At 61.7% G+C, this 18528-nt stretch carries 7 protein-coding genes; 5 read left to right on the forward strand and 2 right to left on the reverse strand.

The window, feature by feature from the left end; genetic code table 11:
• Positions 1-9: 9 nt before the first annotated feature.
• Complete coding sequence (locus OQ460_RS09120) at positions 10-1788, reverse strand: acyclic terpene utilization AtuA family protein (protein ID WP_410021478.1); 1779 nt, start codon at positions 1786-1788, stop codon at positions 10-12.
• A 156-nt stretch (positions 1789-1944) separates the two neighbouring features.
• Between OQ460_RS09120 and OQ460_RS09125 the strand changes: the two genes are divergently transcribed.
• Positions 1945-2568: a TetR/AcrR family transcriptional regulator gene (locus OQ460_RS09125; protein ID WP_410021479.1), complete on the forward strand. Its 624-nt coding sequence runs from the start codon at positions 1945-1947 to the stop codon at positions 2566-2568.
• Positions 2569-2747: 179 nt separating this feature from the next.
• Positions 2748-3761, forward strand: a complete 1014-nt coding sequence (locus OQ460_RS09130; RefSeq protein ID WP_410021480.1) for a GNAT family N-acetyltransferase — start codon at positions 2748-2750, stop codon at positions 3759-3761.
• A 66-nt stretch (positions 3762-3827) separates the two neighbouring features.
• Here OQ460_RS09130 and OQ460_RS09135 read toward each other — a convergent pair whose 3' ends face one another.
• Positions 3828-4379, reverse strand: a complete 552-nt coding sequence (locus OQ460_RS09135; protein ID WP_410021481.1) for an RNA polymerase factor sigma-70 — start codon at positions 4377-4379, stop codon at positions 3828-3830.
• Positions 4380-4516: 137 nt separating this feature from the next.
• Between OQ460_RS09135 and OQ460_RS09140 the strand changes: the two genes are divergently transcribed.
• From OQ460_RS09140 to OQ460_RS09150, 3 genes are all read left to right on the forward strand, one after another.
• A complete protein-coding gene (locus OQ460_RS09140) occupies positions 4517-4690 on the forward strand; it encodes a hypothetical protein (protein ID WP_410021482.1) in 174 nt (57 codons plus the stop codon).
• A gap of 1 nt (position 4691) precedes the next feature.
• A complete protein-coding gene (locus OQ460_RS09145) occupies positions 4692-5450 on the forward strand; it encodes a thioesterase II family protein (protein WP_410021483.1) in 759 nt (252 codons plus the stop codon).
• Positions 5451-5526: 76 nt separating this feature from the next.
• On the forward strand, positions 5527-18456 hold the full coding sequence (locus OQ460_RS09150) for a non-ribosomal peptide synthetase (RefSeq protein WP_410021484.1): 12930 nt from the start codon (positions 5527-5529) through the stop codon (positions 18454-18456).
• The last annotated feature ends 72 nt before the right edge of the window (positions 18457-18528 follow it).

The raw sequence follows: 18528 nt of genomic DNA on the forward strand, positions 1-18528 counted from the left end.
GTGCGTCCTTTATTTAAGTTGATCAGCGAGGTGTTGCGGCACCGCAATGGGAATCTCCAGCAGTTGCTGGGCAAACGCTTTGCCTTGGGGATCGATACGCAGGCTGGCGATCCCGCCGCCGCCCAGAGCGTTTTCCAGGAGGAAATTCAGGCTGTGGCTGCCGGGTAGGTACCAACGCTCTACACGTCCATGGATCGGGTCGAGAGCGTGGCGCATCCAGTCGACGATCACTTCAGGCGTCAGGGCTTCGGCAATCCATGGCAGGTAGTCGGGTTGACGCGCGATTACCCCGATATTGCTGTGGTTGCCCTTGTCGCCGGCGCGCGCCACGGCCAGTTTCACCAGCGCTACGCTGGCGTCGGCGTGGCCTTCGGGGCGGGGCGGTTCAATTGGCGCTTGCGGTGTACCCAGGGGCATCGTCGGCGCAAGCGCGCAGGGGTGGCGCTGGCCTTGAAAATCGACGCTCAGCGCACAGGCGCTCTTGTCGATCAGGAATGAAAACAGGCGTATCAGCGGGTACACGGTTGGCCTGCCACCGACAATGCCGGTCAAGCCTGGCGCCATGCCGGTGGCCGCCTGGGCGATCTCCCGGGCGAACAGCACCAGTGCTTTTTTATCGGGATGGCGCACCGCTAGCTTGAGCACCACTTCACGGCAATCCTGGCGTCGGGCGTGCGGGCCGTAAGTGGCTTCGCTGCCCAGCAGTTCGAGATTGACCTCGGTATAGGGCGCCCAGTCGCGCTGGCTGAACAATTGCGAGGTCTTGTTGATGATCGCCTGACCGACCCGTTCGGCCTTGGCCACTGCGTCGATGCCGGCCAGCAGGCAACTGGCGGTGCAGCGAAAACCATCCAGGTAGGTGGCGCTGACCTTGTATTGTGCGGTCGGTGGCAGGCCTTTGGCGCCGTGCAGGCGCACCTGGTTCTTGCCTTGTTGTCGTAGCTTGACCTGGCTGAAGTCACAGATCACATCTGGCAGCAGATAAGCGCGGGGATCGCCGATCTCATACAGCAGTTGCTCGGCAACGCTCAGTTCGCTGATCAGCCCGCCGCTGCCGTCGACTTTAGACACGACGAATTGCCCATCGGCCGCCACCTCGACGATCGGAAAGCCGATGTGCTCGTAGTCGGGTACCTCTTGCCAGTCGGTGAAATTGCCGCCGGTACATTGCGCGCCACATTCAATGATATGCCCGGCCAGTGCGGCTTGGGCCAGGTGATCGTAGTCTTGCCATGACCAATCGAACTCATGCACCAAGGCTGCACTGACCACTGCGCTGTCGACCACGCGGCCGGTGATCACGATATCGGCGCCCATCTGCAGGGCCTGGACGATGCCCGGTGCGCCGAGGTAGGCATTGATCGATACGCACATTGGCGGCAGGGGGGCACCGCTGAACATATCGGTTACGTCTTGCAGTCGCCTGGCCTGCGGTTGCAGGTCATCGCCGAGCAGCACGGCGATTTTCAGCGGGATCCGCGCCTGATCGCAGGCGGCTTGCAGCGCCGCTGCACAGGCCGTGGGGTTGACGCCACCGGCGTTGCTGATCACGCGGATTCCCTGGCGCTGGATCTCGCCCAGCAGTGGCCCAAGCACTTCGATGAAGTCCGTGGCGTAGCCGGCCTGGGGATCTTTCATCCGCGCCCCGGCGAGAATCGACATGGTGACTTCCGCCAGGTAATCGAACACCAGGTAATCCAGGGCGCCGCCCTTTACCAACTGAGCGGCGGCGGTACAGGTATCGCCCCAGAATGCGCTGGCGCAGCCGATACGAACGGTCTTGTTCATGAGAAGTCCTTCTCTGAAAACCCTGCCAGCGAGACTACCAAGCAAGCGCTTGGTTTGTAAACTCCACACGCAACTTTTACCCAAGCGCTTGCTTGGGTGGCTGCCACGGCCTAAATTGCCGGCCATGACGCAACCAACGTAGTTGAGGAGAGCCCCATGGATGAGCAAAAAGCCCTGCTGGTAATGCGCAGCATGGTGGACGGCGGGCAACTGACCGACCCCGAGAGTGCGCGGGGCAAGTTGTTGCAAACCGCAGCTCACCTGTTTCGCAATAAAGGTTTTGAACGCACCACGGTGCGCGATCTGGCCAGCGCGGTGGGGATTCAGTCCGGGAGTATTTTTCACCACTTCAAGAGCAAGGACGAAATCCTGCGGGCAGTGATGGAGGAAACCATTCACTACAACACCGCGATGATGCGCGCTTCCCTGGCCGAGGCCGGCAATGTGCGTGAGCGGGTGCTGGCGCTGATTCGCTGCGAATTGCAGTCGATCATGGGCGGCAGTGGCGAGGCGATGGCGGTGTTGGTGTACGAATGGCGCTCGCTGTCGGCCGAAGGTCAGGCCCAGGTCCTGGCGTTGCGTGATGTGTATGAAGACATCTGGCTGCAGGTGCTCGGTGAAGCCAAGCAAGCCGGCTACATCAAGGGTGATGTATTTATCACCCGGCGTTTCCTCACGGGAGCGTTGTCCTGGACCACCACCTGGTTCCGCGCCCAAGGCAGCATGACCCTGGAGCAATTGGCCGATGAGGCGCTGTTGTTGGTCCTCAAGTCCGACTAGACAGCTTTGCCCGGGGCCGCGCCGATTTGCTCGCGGGCCTGCGCGGCAACGGCCAATTGCGCAGGATCATCGTCAAGCCAGCGACCGTTGCGCCATGAGCGGGATCACAGTGGCTTAAATTTTTTCTGCTGGCTCACGTCACTTCGTTTAACCGTAGACGAATCCTGTGAGCCTCCTTCATGTCCAATCTCAATGACTTGTCCATCCTGCCGCTTCCCACGGGGCCCGTGCTAAACGCGGACGAAAGCGATAACCGCCTGACGCTGACCCTTGAAGGACAGCCCCTGTTACACCTACGCCTGGAGCGCGGTGAGACGCTGCATCTGCATTTGCTGGCACCGCAACAGGTGCCTGCCGCACGTGCCGTGTGGGCGGCCTGTTACTGGTTGTTCGCCAGGCAGCCCGAATGCCAGCAACTGACGTGGCACCTCGCGCACGCTCCTGACGATGCCTTGCGCAGTGGCTTGCTGCTAGCCACTGGGGTTGCTGGCCAGTTCCTCTGCGAGCGCACGCTGTTCTGGCAACTGCCGCAGCCCTGGTTGAGCCAGCCCTTGAGCGGCAGCTACCCGCAGCAGATGGTCATCAGCACGGGCAAGCGTCACCCGGTTCGCGCACCCAAGCCCCGTGGCGAAGTCTATCGTCGTTTTGACGCGCGCCTGGGTGCCTGGGTGTCTTTGCGCACCCTTGAAGTCGAGGTTGACCTGGCGCGCTTCAATCGCTGGCAGAACAGCACTCGGGTGGCGAACTTCTGGCAGGAGAGCGGCAGCCTTGAACAGCATCGCGAGTACCTGGGCAAATTGGACGCTGATCCCCATAGCCTGACGTTGATCGGCTGTTTCGATGATGAGCCGTTCGCCTATTTCGAGGCTTACTGGGCCAAGGAAGATCGGATCGCGCCGTTCTATGACGCGGGCGACTATGACCGTGGCATTCACATGCTGGTGGGGGAGGAGCATCACCGAGGACCACATAAGGTCGCCAGTTGGTTGTCGGCGCTGGTGCACTATCTGTTTCTCGATGACCCGCGTACCCAGCGTGTGGTGGCCGAGCCGCGTGCCGACAACGCCAGGATGATCAGCTATATGCAGAACCAGTGTTTTCACTGCGAGAAAGAATTCGATTTTCCGCATAAGCGTGCGGCGCTGATGATTCTGGGACGCGAGCGCTTTTTTGAGCGATGTGGGCTGGCGTAGGAGGGGCGGTGTGCAGTGGCGGCAACCCCTGGGCCCGCCACCGCAAAACCTGCTTCAGCGGCGGGTTCAGACGCGTCGCGCAAACGTGTCGCTATGAGTCCCTGAAACCTTGCGACAGTGCACGAGAGCATCCCGGATCATAAAGTTCACCAGGGTTGGCGAGACCCCCAGTTCCTTGGCGATGTCCTTTTGCGGCACGCCGTGCAGACGGTACATCTCGAACGCATAGCGTGTTCGTTTTGGCAGTTCGGTCAGGGCGTCTGCGATGTTTTCCAGGGTGGAAAAGTTGATATGCGAAGTTTCCGGTGACGCACCGTGGATAACCACATTCAAGCCTTCCTCTTCGGTCCCGGAGTATTTGAGTTCAAGCGCCTGCTTGCGGTAGTGGTCGATGGCCAGGTTGCGCACGATCTGGAACAGGTAACTGAGCTGGGCCTTGAACGATGAGGTGATCTGCGGGGCAGATTGCAGCCTGAAGTAGGCGTCTTGCACAACATCTTCGGCTCGAGAGCGGCAGCCGGTAATGCGTGCTGCGATCTTGACCAGGATCAGGCGGTTGTCAACGAAGGCTTGGAGGAGTGGCGAGTCGCACCTGCTTGTGAAGACTTGTTCCGTCATGGAAATCACCTTGCTGCAAATAAGGTTAGTGGAGGGCATCCGTGCTGAGTCCTCCTACACATCGGGCAACAAATTATTCTTAATGATAATTGTTGTCAATTGAGAAAGCGAAGTAATCATGTTTGCAGGTGTGAACTGTGAGGCGCATCTCTTTGTGGTCGGACTCCGATCGCACGACTAATTATTTGCCCTTGCCATCCGTTTCCATTGGTGACAGGCCGGGCAAGCTGCCGGCCAAGGATTTGCACCCGGAGGAGGACGACATGGGTTTCTATCGCGAAAGCAGCGTGTTCCAGGCAGGGGTGGTTTGAGATGAGCACGTCGACCCGATTGCGCCTGTTTTGCTTACCGTATTCCGGCGCCAGCGCCATGTTCTACAGTCGCTGGCGCCGCGCGTTACCGGACTGGTTGCAGGTATGCCCGCTGGAATTGCCGGGGCGTGGCATGCGTATGGATGAGCCACTGCAGCGCGATATCAACGTCTTGGCGGCGCAGTTGGCGCACGAGATCGGCGCCGAACTCGACACACCGTACGCCCTGTTCGGTCACAGCCTGGGTGGATTGCTGGCGTTCGAGTTGGCCCATGCCCTGCGTGAACGGGGCTTGCCGCAACCGCTGGCGCTGTTTGCATCGGCCACCGCAGGTCCGGCGCGACGGGATGTCAGTGAGTACGCCATCGAAAAAACCGACGCGCAGTTGATCGAGCGGTTGCGTGACCTCAAGGGCACCGCAGAAGACGCACTGGACAATCATGAACTCATGCAACTGATGCTGCCGATCCTGCGCGCCGATTTCCTGCTGTGCGGCAGCTTCGAATATGGCGAGCGCCAACCGCTGTCGATGCCGATCCATGTGTTTGGCGGCAAACAGGACAGTGTGCGTGCCGACGAGTTGCTCGACTGGCAGGAAGATACCGCCAGTGGTTTCTCCCTGGACATGTTTGACGGACACCACTTCTACCTGGTGCAACAAGAGAGCGCACTGCTGCGTTGTCTGCGCCGCTATTGCGACGAACACCTGACCCGCTGGCGTCATGGTGCGGCACGGCGGTTGGCCCTGGCTGCCGGCTGATCTGCCCGGCGCCTGCACGCGCATTTACTTTCTATCCCCGATTTCCCCGTAAGCCGATTTCAGGCAGGAACCTTTCATGATGGACGCCTTCGAACTTCCCAGCACGCTGGTCCAGTCCCTGCAACAGCGTGCCGCGCAGACCCCGGACCAAGTGGCCCTGCGCTTTTTGGCCGAGTCTGGCGAGCAAAACGTCGTGCTCAGCTATCGTGACCTGGACCTGCGCGCCCGTACCATTGCCGCTGCGTTGCAGGCTTCGGCTGACTTTGGCGACCGTGCAGTGCTGTTGTTTCCCAGCGGGCCAGACTACGTTGCGGCATTTTTTGGCTGTCTGTATGCGGGCGTAATTGCGGTGCCGGCTTATCCGCCGGAGTCCACCCGGCGCCACCATCAGGAGCGGTTGCTGTCGATCATTACCGATGCCCAGCCGCGACTCTTGCTGACCAGCACGGACTTGCGTGACTCACTGGCGCAGATGGATCAAGCGCCGCCGTTACTGTGTGTCGACGATTTGAATAACGCGATTGCTGACGGCTGGCGCGTGCCGAAGCTTGAGGGCGATGATATTGCCTTTTTGCAATACACCTCCGGCTCCACCGCCTTGCCCAAGGGCGTGCAAGTCACCCACGGTAACCTGGTGGCCAACGAACTGCTGATCCGCCGTGGTTTTGGCATCGACCTGAACCCGGACGACGTGATCGTCAGCTGGTTGCCGCTGTACCACGACATGGGCTTGATCGGCGGTCTGTTGCAGCCGATTTTCAGTGGTGTGCCTTGCGTATTGATGTCGCCGGCGTATTTCCTTGGGCGACCGCTGCGCTGGCTGGAAGCGATCAGCCAATACGGCGGCACCATCAGCGGCGGCCCGGACTTTGCCTACCGCCTGTGCAGCGAGCGAGTCAGTGATTCGGCGCTCGAGCGCCTGGACTTGAGCCGTTGGCGCGTGGCCTATTCCGGCTCCGAACCGATCCGCCTGGACACACTGGAACGTTTCGCCGAAAAGTTCGCCTGTTGCGGGTTTACCCCGAACAATTTCTTCGCCTCCTACGGCCTCGCCGAAGCGACCTTGTTCGTTGCCGGTGGCACCCGTGGCCAGGGTATCTCGACCTTGCGCCTGGACGACCGGGCCCTGGCGGCCAACCGTGCCGAGCCTGGGCAGGGCAGTGCGATCATGAGTTGCGGCACCAGCCAACCGGACCATGCGGTGCTGATTGCCGATCCCCAGACGCTGGGCGAGCTGGCAGACAGCACCGTCGGTGAAATCTGGGCCAGCGGCCCGAGTATCGCCCATGGCTATTGGCGCAACCCCGAAGCGAGCGCCAACACCTTCGTCCAGCATCAGGGCCGCACCTGGCTGCGTACTGGGGACTTGGGCTTTATCCGCAATGGCGAAGTGTTCATTACCGGGCGTCTGAAAGACCTGTTGATCGTGCGCGGGCACAATCTGTATCCCCAGGACATCGAACAAACCATCGAACGTGAAGTCGAGGTGGTGCGCAAGGGCCGGGTCGCGGCGTTTGCCGTCAACCACCAGGGCCTGGAAGGTATTGGCATTGCGGCGGAAATCGGCCGCAGCGTGCAGAAAACCCTGGCGCCTGAAGCCCTGATCAAGGCCATTCGCCAAGCGGTGGCCGAGGCCTATCAAGAGGCGCCGTGCGTGGTGGTGTTACTCAACCCCGGTGCGCTGCCAAAAACCTCCAGCGGCAAAGTCCAGCGCTCTGCCTGCCGCAATCGCCTGGCCGATGGCAGCCTCGACAGCTATGCGCAGTTCCCGGGCTTGAGTGTGCAGGCAGGCTGCGCAACCCAGGAAAGCGCATTGCAAAGCCAGATCGCCGCGATCTGGTGCGAACAGTTGCAGGTGGCAAGCGTTGCCGCCGACGATCACTTTTTCCTGTTGGGGGGCAACTCCATCAGCGCCACCCAGGTGGTAGCTCACCTGCGCGAAGCCCTGGGCCTTGAGCTCAACCTGCGGCTGTTGTTCGAAGCCCCGACACTGGCCGCTTTTGCCGCCAGCGTCGGGAAATTGCAGCAGGATGGAGGCGTGGCACAAGGCGCGATCCATATGCTCTCGCGTCAGCAAGAACTGCCGCAATCGTTGGCACAAAACCGGCTGTGGATTACCTGGCAGCTCGACCCGCAGAGCAATGCCTATACCATCCCCGGCGCTTTGCGCCTGCGCGGCGAACTGGATGAAGAGGCCGTGCGCAGTAGCTTCGAGCAGTTGATCCAGCGTCATGAAGCCCTGCGCACGCGCTTCTATGAGCGTGATGGCCAGGCGTTCCAGCGGGTGGACGCCCGCCGCGAGGTTGATCTGCAGGTCATCGACTTTAGTGATTTGCCAATCGTCGAGCGTGAAGCCCGCGCCCTACAAGCCCGGGAAGATCAAGCCTGCACCTGCTTCGATCTGGAGAAAGGCAACCTGTTCAGGGTCACGCTAGTGCGCCTGGGCGACGAGGATCATCAACTGCTGGTGACGATGCACCACATCATCGCCGACGGTTGGTCACTGAATGTGCTGATCGATGAATTCGCGCGCCTGTACGCCGCAGCTTCCCAGGGCCAGAGCGTTGAATTGCCGCCCCTGGCCCTGCAATACGCCGATTACGGCAGTTGGCAGCGTCAGTGGCTGGACGAAGGCGAAGGACAGCGGCAGTTGGCCTATTGGAAGCAGCAGTTGGGTAATGAGCATCCGACCTTGAGCCTGGCCACCGATCATCCGCGCTCGGCGCAGCAGCGGCGCAGCGCATCACGTTACAGCGTGCGCCTGGATGCGAGCCTCGGTGAAGCGATCCGCCAGACCGCCCAGGCCCATGAAGCCACGCCCTTCATGCTGTTGCTGGCAGCGTTCCACAGTTTGCTGCATCGCTACAGCGGCCAGCGTGACATCCGTATCGGCGTACCCAACGCCAACCGCCCGCGTCACGAAACCCAGGGCTTGATCGGTTTCTTTATCAATACGCAGGTGATGTGCGCTGAACTGGACGGGCGCCTGCCGTTCAGTGAACTACTGGCGGCGACCCGACAGGCGGCGTTGGGCGCACAAGCGCATCAGGACTTGCCGTTCGAGCAATTGCTGGAAGCCTTGCCGAACGCCCGTGAGCACGGCTTGTTCCAGGTTATGTTCAACCACCAGCAACGAGACCTGGGCGCCTTGCGCCGCTTGCCGGGCCTGTTGGCGGAAGAGTTGCCGTGGCACAGCCGCGAAGCCAAGTTCGACCTGCAACTGCACAGCGAGGAAGACCGCAACGCACGCCTTAGCCTGGCCTTCGACTACGCCGACGAACTGTTCGACGCCGCCACCATCGAGCGTCTGGCCCAGCACTTCATCAACCTGCTGCACGCCGTCTGCGCGCAGCCGCAACAGGCCATTGGCGATTTGAACCTGCTGAGCGCCGAGGAGCAGGCCCGGCAACTTCAATGGGGCCAGGCAGAGTGCCCGCCCGCACAAGCCTGGCTGCCGGAGCAACTCAACCGGCAGTCCTCTGAACGCACTGCGCTGATCTGGCAGGACGGGACTCTGACCTTTGCGCAACTGCACACCCAGGCCAATCGCCTGGCCCATTACCTGCGAGACAAGGGCGTCGGCCCGGATGTATGCGTGGCGATTGCCGCCGAACGTTCGCCGCAGTTGTTGATCGGCCTGTTGGCCATCCTCAAGGCCGGGGGCGCCTATGTGCCGCTGGACCCCGATTACCCACGCGAACGCCTGGCCTACATGCTCAGGGACAGCGGCGTGCAGCTGCTGTTGACGCAATCTTCATTGTTGGAACAACTGCCGGTTGCCGATGGCGTCTGCATGATTGCCATGGACAGCCTCAAGCTCGATAACTGGCCGGCCCAGGCGCCGGGGTTGCACCTGGATGGCGATAACCTTGCCTATGTGATCTACACCTCTGGCTCCACCGGCCAACCCAAGGGCGTCGGTATTACCCATGCGGCGCTGGCCGAACGTCTGCAATGGATGCAGGCTACCTATCAACTGGATGAAACCGATGTGCTGATGCAAAAGGCGCCCATCAGTTTCGACGTTTCAGTGTGGGAGTGTTTCTGGCCGCTGATCATCGGCTGCCGCCTGGTCCTGGCCGGCCCCGGCGAGCATCGCGACCCGCATCGTATCGCGCAGTTGGTGCAGGCACATGGCGTGACCACACTGCACTTTGTACCGCCGTTGTTGCAGCTGTTTATCGATGAGCCGCAGGTGGCCGAATGCACGAGTCTGCGGCGCCTGTTCTCGGGCGGTGAAGCCTTGCCCGCCGAGTTGCGCAATCGGGTGTTGGCGCTGCTGCCAGCGGTGCAATTGCACAACCGTTATGGCCCGACCGAAACCGCAATCAACGTCACTCATTGGCACTGCCAGGCGCACGATGGCGAGCGCTCGCCGATTGGTCGACCGTTGGGGAACGTGATTTGCCGGGTGCTCGACGAGCAGCTCAACTCACTGCCAAACGGCGTGCCCGGTGAGCTGTGTATCGGCGGCACAGGGCTGGCGCGGGGTTATCTGGGGCGTGCCGGGCTGACCGCAGAGCGCTTTGTCGCCGATCCATCGGGCGCAGCGGGCACACGCCTGTATCGTACCGGTGACCGCGTGCGCTGGAGTGCCGACGGGGTATTGGAGTACCTGGGCCGTCTGGATCAGCAGGTCAAGTTGCGTGGTTTCAGGGTTGAGCCGCAAGAAATCGAAGCGCGCTTGCTGGCCTGCGAAGGTATCGGCCAGGCCGTGGTACTGGTGCGCGATACTGCCGCCGGTGCTCAGTTGATCGGCTATTACACGGCCGACGGTAAGCTGGACGAACAGGCGGTAAAACACTCCCTGGCTGCCGAGTTGCCGGAATATATGGTGCCTGCGCAGTTGATGCGCCTGGACGGCATGCCCCTGAGCCCCAGCGGCAAACTGGATCGTCGTGCCTTGCCGGAACCTGTGTGGCAGGTGCGCGAACATGTCGAGCCACAGACGGCACTGCAACGACAGATCGCCGGCATCTGGCGTGAAGTGCTGGGCCTTGCGCGCGTCGGGCTGCGGGACGATTTCTTCGCGTTGGGTGGTCACTCGCTGCTGGCCACGCAAATCATCTCCCGCACCCGCCAGGCCTGTGATGTGGAATTGCCGCTGCGTACCTTGTTTGAAGCCAGCGAACTGGGCGATTTTGTTGAACAAATACGCCTGATCCAGGCTGCCGGGCAACGCAATCAGCAAGCTGTGATCGGCAAGGTCGACCGCAGCCAGCCGGTGCCGCTGTCCTATTCCCAGCAACGCATGTGGTTCCTCTGGCAGATGGAACCGGACAGCCCGGCGTATAACGTCGGCGGCATGGCACGCCTGTGTGGGGTGCTGGATATCGGGCGCTTCGAGTCAGCATTGCAAGCCTTGATCATGCGTCACGAAACCCTGCGTACCACATTCCCGAGCGTCGATGGCGTGGCCCGGCAGAAGGTCGCCGCGCAAACTGGCATACGCATGGATTGGCAGGATTTTTCCACCCTGCACCCAGCCGCTCGCCAGCAGCGCCTGCAGCAACTGGCCGACCGTGAAGCCCATACCCCATTCAACCTGGAAACCGGCCCGTTGCTGCGCGCATGCCTGGTCAAGGCCGGTGAGCAGGAGCACTACCTGGTGCTGACCCTGCACCACATCGTGACCGAAGGCTGGGCCATGGACATCTTTGCCCGCGAACTCAGCGCCCTGTACGAAGCTTTTATCGACGAACGCGAATCGCCTCTGGCCCCGTTGCCGGTGCAATACCTGGACTACAGCGTGTGGCAACGTCAATGGATGGAATCCGGCGAGCGCCAGCGCCAGCTGGAGTACTGGACCGCGCAACTGGGCAACGAGCACCCCTTGCTCGAGTTGCCGAGCGACCGTCCACGCCCGGCAGTGCAAAGCCATCAGGGAGGGTTGTATCGCTTTAACCTGAGTGATGAACTCGCTGCCCGCGTGCGCACGTTCAATGCCGAACGCGGCCTGACGTTGTTCATGACCATGACCGCAACCCTGGCGGTGCTGCTCTACCGCTACAGCGGCCAGACCGACCTGCGCATTGGCGCGCCGGTGGCCAACCGTATTCGCCCGGAAAGTGAAGGGCTGATCGGTGCTTTTCTCAACACTCAGGTCCTGCGTTGCCAACTCAACGGGCAGATGAGTGTCGGCGAGCTGTTCGAGCAAGTGCGTCACACCGTGATCGAGGGCCAGTCCCATCAGGACCTGCCGTTCGATCACCTGGTGGAAGCCCTGCAGCCGCCACGCAGCGCCGCGTACAACCCGTTGTTCCAAGTGATGTGCAACGTGCAGCGCTGGGAGTTCCAGCAACGCCGCCAGCTCGCCGGCATGAGCGTGGAGTATCTGGCCAACGACGCCCGCGCGACCAAATTCGACCTCAATCTGGAAGTCACGGACCTCGATCAGCACCTGGGTTGCTGCCTGACCTACAGCACTGATCTGTTCGACGAACCGCGCATTGCGCGCATGGCCGAGCATTGGTGCAACCTGCTGCAAGCGTTGATCGCAGACCCCATGCAACGCCTCAGTGAACTGCCGTTGCTGACCGCCACTGAGCAACATACGTTGCGCGACAGCCTGGGGATTGAAGCTGGTGAGCATCGCCTCGACCAGTGCATCCATCAACTGTTCAGCCAACAGGCACTTGATCGTCCTGACGCCCCGGCCCTGACGTTTGCAGGCGTTACCCTCAGCTACCGTGAACTCGACGACCGCGCCAATCGCCTGGCGCGAATGTTGCGCGAACGCGGCGTGGGCCCGCAGGTACGGGTCGGCCTGGCGCTGCCGCGCTCCCTGGAAATGGTCATCGGTCTGCTGGCGATCCTCAAGGCCGGTGGCGCTTATGTGCCGCTGGACCCGGAATACCCGCTGGACCGCCTGCATTACATGATCGACGACAGCGGCATCGGTTTGCTGCTCAGCGACGCGGCGATGTTCGAAGCCCTCGGTGAACTGCCGGCAACGGTGGCCTGCTGGTGCCTGGAAAAGGACTCGCCGGTGCTGGCGAACTACCCGGCCGATGAGTTGCCGTTTATCAGCCTGGCGCAACACCAGGCGTACCTGATCTACACCTCCGGCTCCACCGGCAAACCCAAAGGCGTGGTGGTGTCCCACGGTGAAATCGCCATGCATTGCCAGGCCGTGATCAAGCGCTTCGGCATGCGCTCCGATGATTGCGAATTGCACTTCTATTCAATCAACTTTGATGCGGCCACCGAACGCTTGCTGGTGCCGCTGCTCAGTGGCGCGCATGTGGTACTGCGCGCCCAGGGCCAATGGGATGCCGAAGAAATCTGTGGGCTGATCCGCACCCATCGCATCAATGTCCTCGGCTTTACCCCGAGCTACGGCAGCCAGCTGGCGCAATGGCTGGCAACCCAGAAGCAAATCCTGCCGGTGCGCATGTGCATCACCGGTGGTGAGGCGCTGACCGGCGAGCACCTGCAACGCATTCGCGCAGCCTTCCAGCCACAGGTGTTTTTCAACGCCTACGGCCCGACCGAAACCGTGGTGATGCCACTGGCCAGCCTGGCGCCGGAGCAACTGGAGGAGGGCGCGGGCAGTGTGCCGATCGGCAGCATTATCGGTGAGCGCGTGGCCTGTATTCTGGACGCCGACCTGGCGCTGGTGCCGCAAGGTGCAACCGGCGAGTTGTATATCGGCGGCGCCGGTCTGGCCCAGGGTTACCACGAACGTCCGGGTATGACCGCGGAGCGTTTTGTCGCTGACCCGTTTGCTAGCAACGGTGGCCGCCTGTACCGCACCGGCGACTTGGTGCGCCAGCGTGCTGACGGCCTGGTGGAGTACATGGGGCGTATCGACCATCAAGTGAAGATCCGGGGCTTCCGTATCGAACTGGGCGAAATCGAAACCCGCCTGTTGGAACACGAAGCCGTGCGTGAAACGGTGGTGCTGGCGCTGGACTCACCCAGCGGCAAACAACTGGTGGCCTACCTGGTCAGCGACGCAGACCACGGCGCTTTGCACGAAGCGCTGAAGGCGCACCTCAAGGCGCAACTGCCGGACTACATGGTGCCCGCCCATTTGATCATACTGGACGCGATGCCACTGACCGCCAACGGCAAGCTCGACCGTCGCGCCTTGCCGGAGCCAGATCCTGAAGCCAATCGTCAACAGTACGTGGCGCCACGCAACGAGCTTGAGCAAACACTGGCAGCGATCTGGTGCGCGGTATTGAACGTGCAGCAAGTCGGCCTGGACGATAACTTCTTTGAGCTGGGTGGCGACTCGATCCTGTCGATCCAGGTGGTCAGCCGTGCGCGCCAGGCCGGGATTCATTTCAGCCCCCGCGACCTGTTCCAGCACCAGACTGTACAAGCCTTGGCGACGGTCGCCAGTCGCAGCGAACAGGTGACAGCCGAGCAAGGCGTGCTCACCGGCAGCTCGGGTCTTACGCCGATTCAGCACTGGTTCTTCGACACCGACATTCCAGCGCGTCAGCACTGGAACCAGGCCCTGCTACTCAAACCGCTGCAATTGCTGGACCCCCATCGTCTGGAGCAAGCGCTGCTGGCGGTGCTGGAACATCACGATGGCCTGCGCCTGAGCTTCACTCAACGGGACGCCAAGTGGCACGCCGAGCATTTGGCCGTGCCCCAGGGCGGCGTGCTGATGCAGGCGCAGGTGCGCGATATGGACCAATGCACGGCGCTGTTCACCGACACCCAGCGCAGCCTCGATCTGGAGCACGGCCCGCTGCTGCGCGCCTTGCTGGTGGACGGTTCTGAAGGTCAGCAACGGCTGCTGATTGTGATCCATCACTTGGTGGTGGACGGCGTGTCGTGGCGCGTATTGCTGGAAGATGTGCAGAACGTTTATCGCCAACTCAGTGATGGTCAGTCGGTCAGCCTGCCGGCCAAGACCAGTGCGCTACGTGACTGGGCCACACGTCTGCAGGCCTATGCCGGCAGTGAATCCCTGCGCGAAGAGTTGAGTGTGTGGCAGCACCAGTTGGCGGGTCCGGCGGTGGAGCTGCCGGTGGATCGTCCGCAAGGCTCACTGCGCAATCGCGACGCCGAGACGCTCAGCGTACGCCTGGACGCCGAGCACACCCGTCAATTGCTGCAACAGGCGCCGAGTGCCTATCGCACTCAGGTCAACGACCTGTTGTTGACCGCCTTGGCTCGTGTGTTGTGTCGCTGGAGCGGGCATACATCGGCGTTGATTCAACTGGAAGGCCATGGCCGCGAAACCCTGTTCGATGAGATCGACCTGACCCGTAGCGTCGGCTGGTTCACCAGTGCATATCCGCTACGGCTGACCCCGTTGGCGGAGCAGGGCGATTCGATCAAGGCGATAAAGGAGCAACTGCGCGGCGTGCCCCACAAAGGCCTGGGCTACGGGGTGCTGCGCTACCTCGCGGACGACCTGTGCAAGCAAACCATGGCAGCATTGCCTGGCGCCGGTATCACCTTCAATTACCTAGGCCAGTTCGACCAGAGCTTTGGTACCGATGCGCTGTTCCATCCGCTGGATGAACCCGCAGGCCAGGCCCATGATCCGGACGCGCCGATGCCCAATGCACTGAGCGTGGACAGCCAGGTGTATGGCGGTGAACTGGAACTGCGCTGGACTTTCAGTCGCGAACGTCATGACGAATCCACCATTCGTGCCCTTGCCGAGAACTATCTGGCCGAGCTGCAAAGCCTGATCGCACACTGCCTCAAGGATACCTCTGGTGGCCTCACACCGTCCGACTTCCCGTTGGCCCGCCTGACCCAGGCGCAACTCGATGCGCTGCCGGTACCGGCCAGTGCCATCGAAGATGTCTACCCGCTGACACCGATGCAAGAGGGTCTGCTGCTGCACACCCTGCTGGAGCCAGGTACGGGCCTCTACTACATGCAGGACCGCTACCGCATCAACAGCGAGCTGGACCCCGAGCGTTTCGCCCAGGCCTGGCAAGCGGTGATCGCCCGTCACGAAGCCTTGCGCGCATCGTTTTGCTGGAACGTTGGCGAAGACATGTTGCAAGTGATCCATAAGCCCGCAAGCACGCCGATCGAGTACCTGGACTGGAGCAACGCTCCCGAGGCCGAGCAGGAGCCGCGCCTGCAAGCGTTGCTCAAAGCCGAGCGTGAAGCTGGCTTCGACCTGCTTAATCAGGCGCCATTTCACCTGCGCCTGATCCGGGTCGGTGCGGCACGCTACTGGTTCATGATGAGCAACCACCACATTCTGATCGATGCCTGGTGCCGCTCATTGCTGATGAATGATTTCTTCGACATCTACATGGCGCTCGGCGAAGGCCGCGAAGCGCAACTGGCCGCGCCGCCGCGCTACCGCGACTACATCGCCTGGCTGCAACGCCAGAACCTGGCCGAGGCGCGGCAGTGGTGGCAACAGAACCTGCAGGGTTTCGAGCGCACTACACCAATCCCCAGTGACAGGCCGTTCCTGCGCGAACATGCAGGTGGCAGTGGCGGCATGCTGGTGGGTGATTGCTACACCCGTCTGGATGTGCGCGAAGGCGCGCGATTGCGCGAGTTGGCGCAGGCTCATCAACTGACCGTCAACACTTTCGCCCAGGCTGCATGGGCATTGGTGCTGCGCCGCTTGAGCGGTGAGCGTGACGTGCTGTTCGGCGTCACCGTGGCCGGGCGTCCGGTGGATATGCCGCAGATGCAGCATACCGTCGGCTTGTTTATCAACAGCATCGCCCTGCGGGTCAAGCTGCCGCAGGACGGCCAGCGCTGCAGCGTGCGCCAGTGGTTGAATGGTCTGCTCGACAGCAATATGCAATTGCGTGAGTACGAATACCTGCCGCTGGTGACGATCCAGGAACATAGCGAGCTGTCCAAGGGCCAACCGCTGTTTGACAGCCTGTTTGTGTTTGAGAACGCTCCGGTGCACGTGTCGGTACTGGACCGGGCGCAAAGCCTGAACGCCACATCGGATTCTGGACGTACCCACACCAACTTCCCGCTGACGGCCGTATGCTATCCCGGCGATGATCTGGGCCTGCACCTCTCCTACGACCAGCGCTACTTCGACGAAAGCACCGTGCAAGGCATGCTCGGTGAGTTCAAGCGCCTGCTGTTGGCGCTGGTCGAGGGTTTTCATGGCGACATGGCCGAGCTGCCACTGATCGGTATGCAGGAGCGTCAGTTCCTGGTGGACGGTTGCAACCGGAGCGAGCGTGACTACCCGCTGCAGCGTAGCTATGTCGAGCTGTTTGAAGCGCAGGTGGCCGAGCATCCACAGCGCATCGCGGCCAGTTGCCTGGACCGGCAATGGACATATGCCGAGCTCAACCGTCATAGCAATGGCCTGGGGCATGCCTTGATCGCAGCGGGCGTCAGGCTGGACCAGCCCGTGGCGTTGCTGGCCGAGCGCAGTCTCGATTTGCTCGGCATGATCATCGGTAGCTTCAAGGCCGGCGCCGGCTATCTGCCGCTGGACCCTGGCCTGCCGAACCAGCGTTTGAGCCGGATCATTGACTTGAGCCGTACGCCGTTGCTGGTATGTACCCAAGCCTGTCACGGGCAGGCCCTGGCATTGCTGGACGAATTCTCCTGCGTTGGCAGGCCCAAGTTGCTGGTGTGGGAAGACGTGGCTGGGTCGCACGACAATCCCGGGATCTACAGCGCCCCGGACAACCTCGCCTATGTGATCTACACCTCGGGCTCCACCGGCCAGCCCAAGGGCGTGATGGTGGAGCAACGTGGCATGCTCAATAACCAGTTGAGCAAGGTGCCGTACCTGCAATTGAGCGAGCACGATGTGATCGCCCAGACCGCTTCGCAAAGCTTCGACATTTCGGTCTGGCAATTTCTCGCTGCACCGCTGTTCGGCGCTCGGGTGGACATCGTGCCAAACAGTATCGCCCATGACCCGCAAGGCTTGCTGGCGCATGTCCAGGTCCAGGGCATTACCGTGCTGGAGAGTGTGCCGTCGCTGATCCAGGGCATGTTGGCGCAAGAGCGCATCGGCCTTGATGGCCTGCGCTGGATGCTGCCCACCGGTGAAGCGATGCCGCCGGAGCTGGCGCACCAATGGTTGCTGCGTTACCCGGACATTGGCTTGGTCAATGCCTATGGCCCGGCGGAATGCTCGGATGACGTGGCGTTTTTTCGCGTCGATCAGGCGTCTACCCGCGGTACGTATCTGCCGATTGGCACGCCCACTGACAACAACCGTTTGTACCTGCTTGATGGCGCGCTGGAGCTGGTGCCGCAAGGTGCCATCGGCGAGCTGTGCGTGGCGGGTATCGGTGTCGGCCGCGGTTACGTCAGTGATCCACTGCGCACTGCTCCAGTCTTCGTACCTGATCCGTTTGGTGTCGCTGGCGCGCGTCTGTACCGCACCGGCGACCTGGCACGTCGACGCAGCGATGGTGTGTTGGAGTATGTCGGGCGTATCGACCATCAGGTGAAGATTCGCGGCTATCGCATCGAGCTGGGGGAAATCGAAGCCCGTCTGCACGAGCAACCGCAAATACGCGATGCGGCGGTGGGTGTACAGGACGGTGTCAATGGCAAGCATTTGGTCGGTTATCTGGTTGCGGCCGATACCAGCCTCAACCCCGGCGAGCATCTGGACCGCATCAAGCAAAGGCTGCGTGTCGAACTGCCGGAATACATGGTGCCGCTGCATTGGCTATGGCTGGAGCGCCTGCCGTTGAACGCCAACGGCAAGCTCGACCGCAACGCATTGCCGGCCCTGGAGATCGGCCAGTCGCACAGCCAGGACTACCTGGCGCCGCGCAACGCGCTGGAGCAGACGCTGGCTGAGATCTGGACCGAAGTGCTGAAGGTGGAGCGGGTCGGGGTCAGGGACAACTTCTTCGAACTGGGCGGGCATTCGTTGCTGGCCACGCAGATTGCGTCGCGGGTACAGAAGACCTTGCAGCGGGATGTGCCGCTGCGGGCGATGTTCGAGTGCAGCACGGTGGAAGAGTTGGCCGAGTATATCGACGGCCTGGCGGCCAGTGAGATCAGTGCTGGGGCGGTGGATCGGTTGAGTAATTTGATGGCGGAGCTGGAGGGGATGTGAGCTAACCGTCGGTCGGAGAAATCGCGATTTTCCAGCAGAACTGCCAATTTTGACAGTAGGCAAGCCTGTCGG

It is taken from the genome of Pseudomonas imrae (assembly GCF_046352735.2).
In the GTDB taxonomy this organism is placed as follows: Bacteria; Pseudomonadota; Gammaproteobacteria; order Pseudomonadales; family Pseudomonadaceae; genus Aquipseudomonas; species Aquipseudomonas imrae.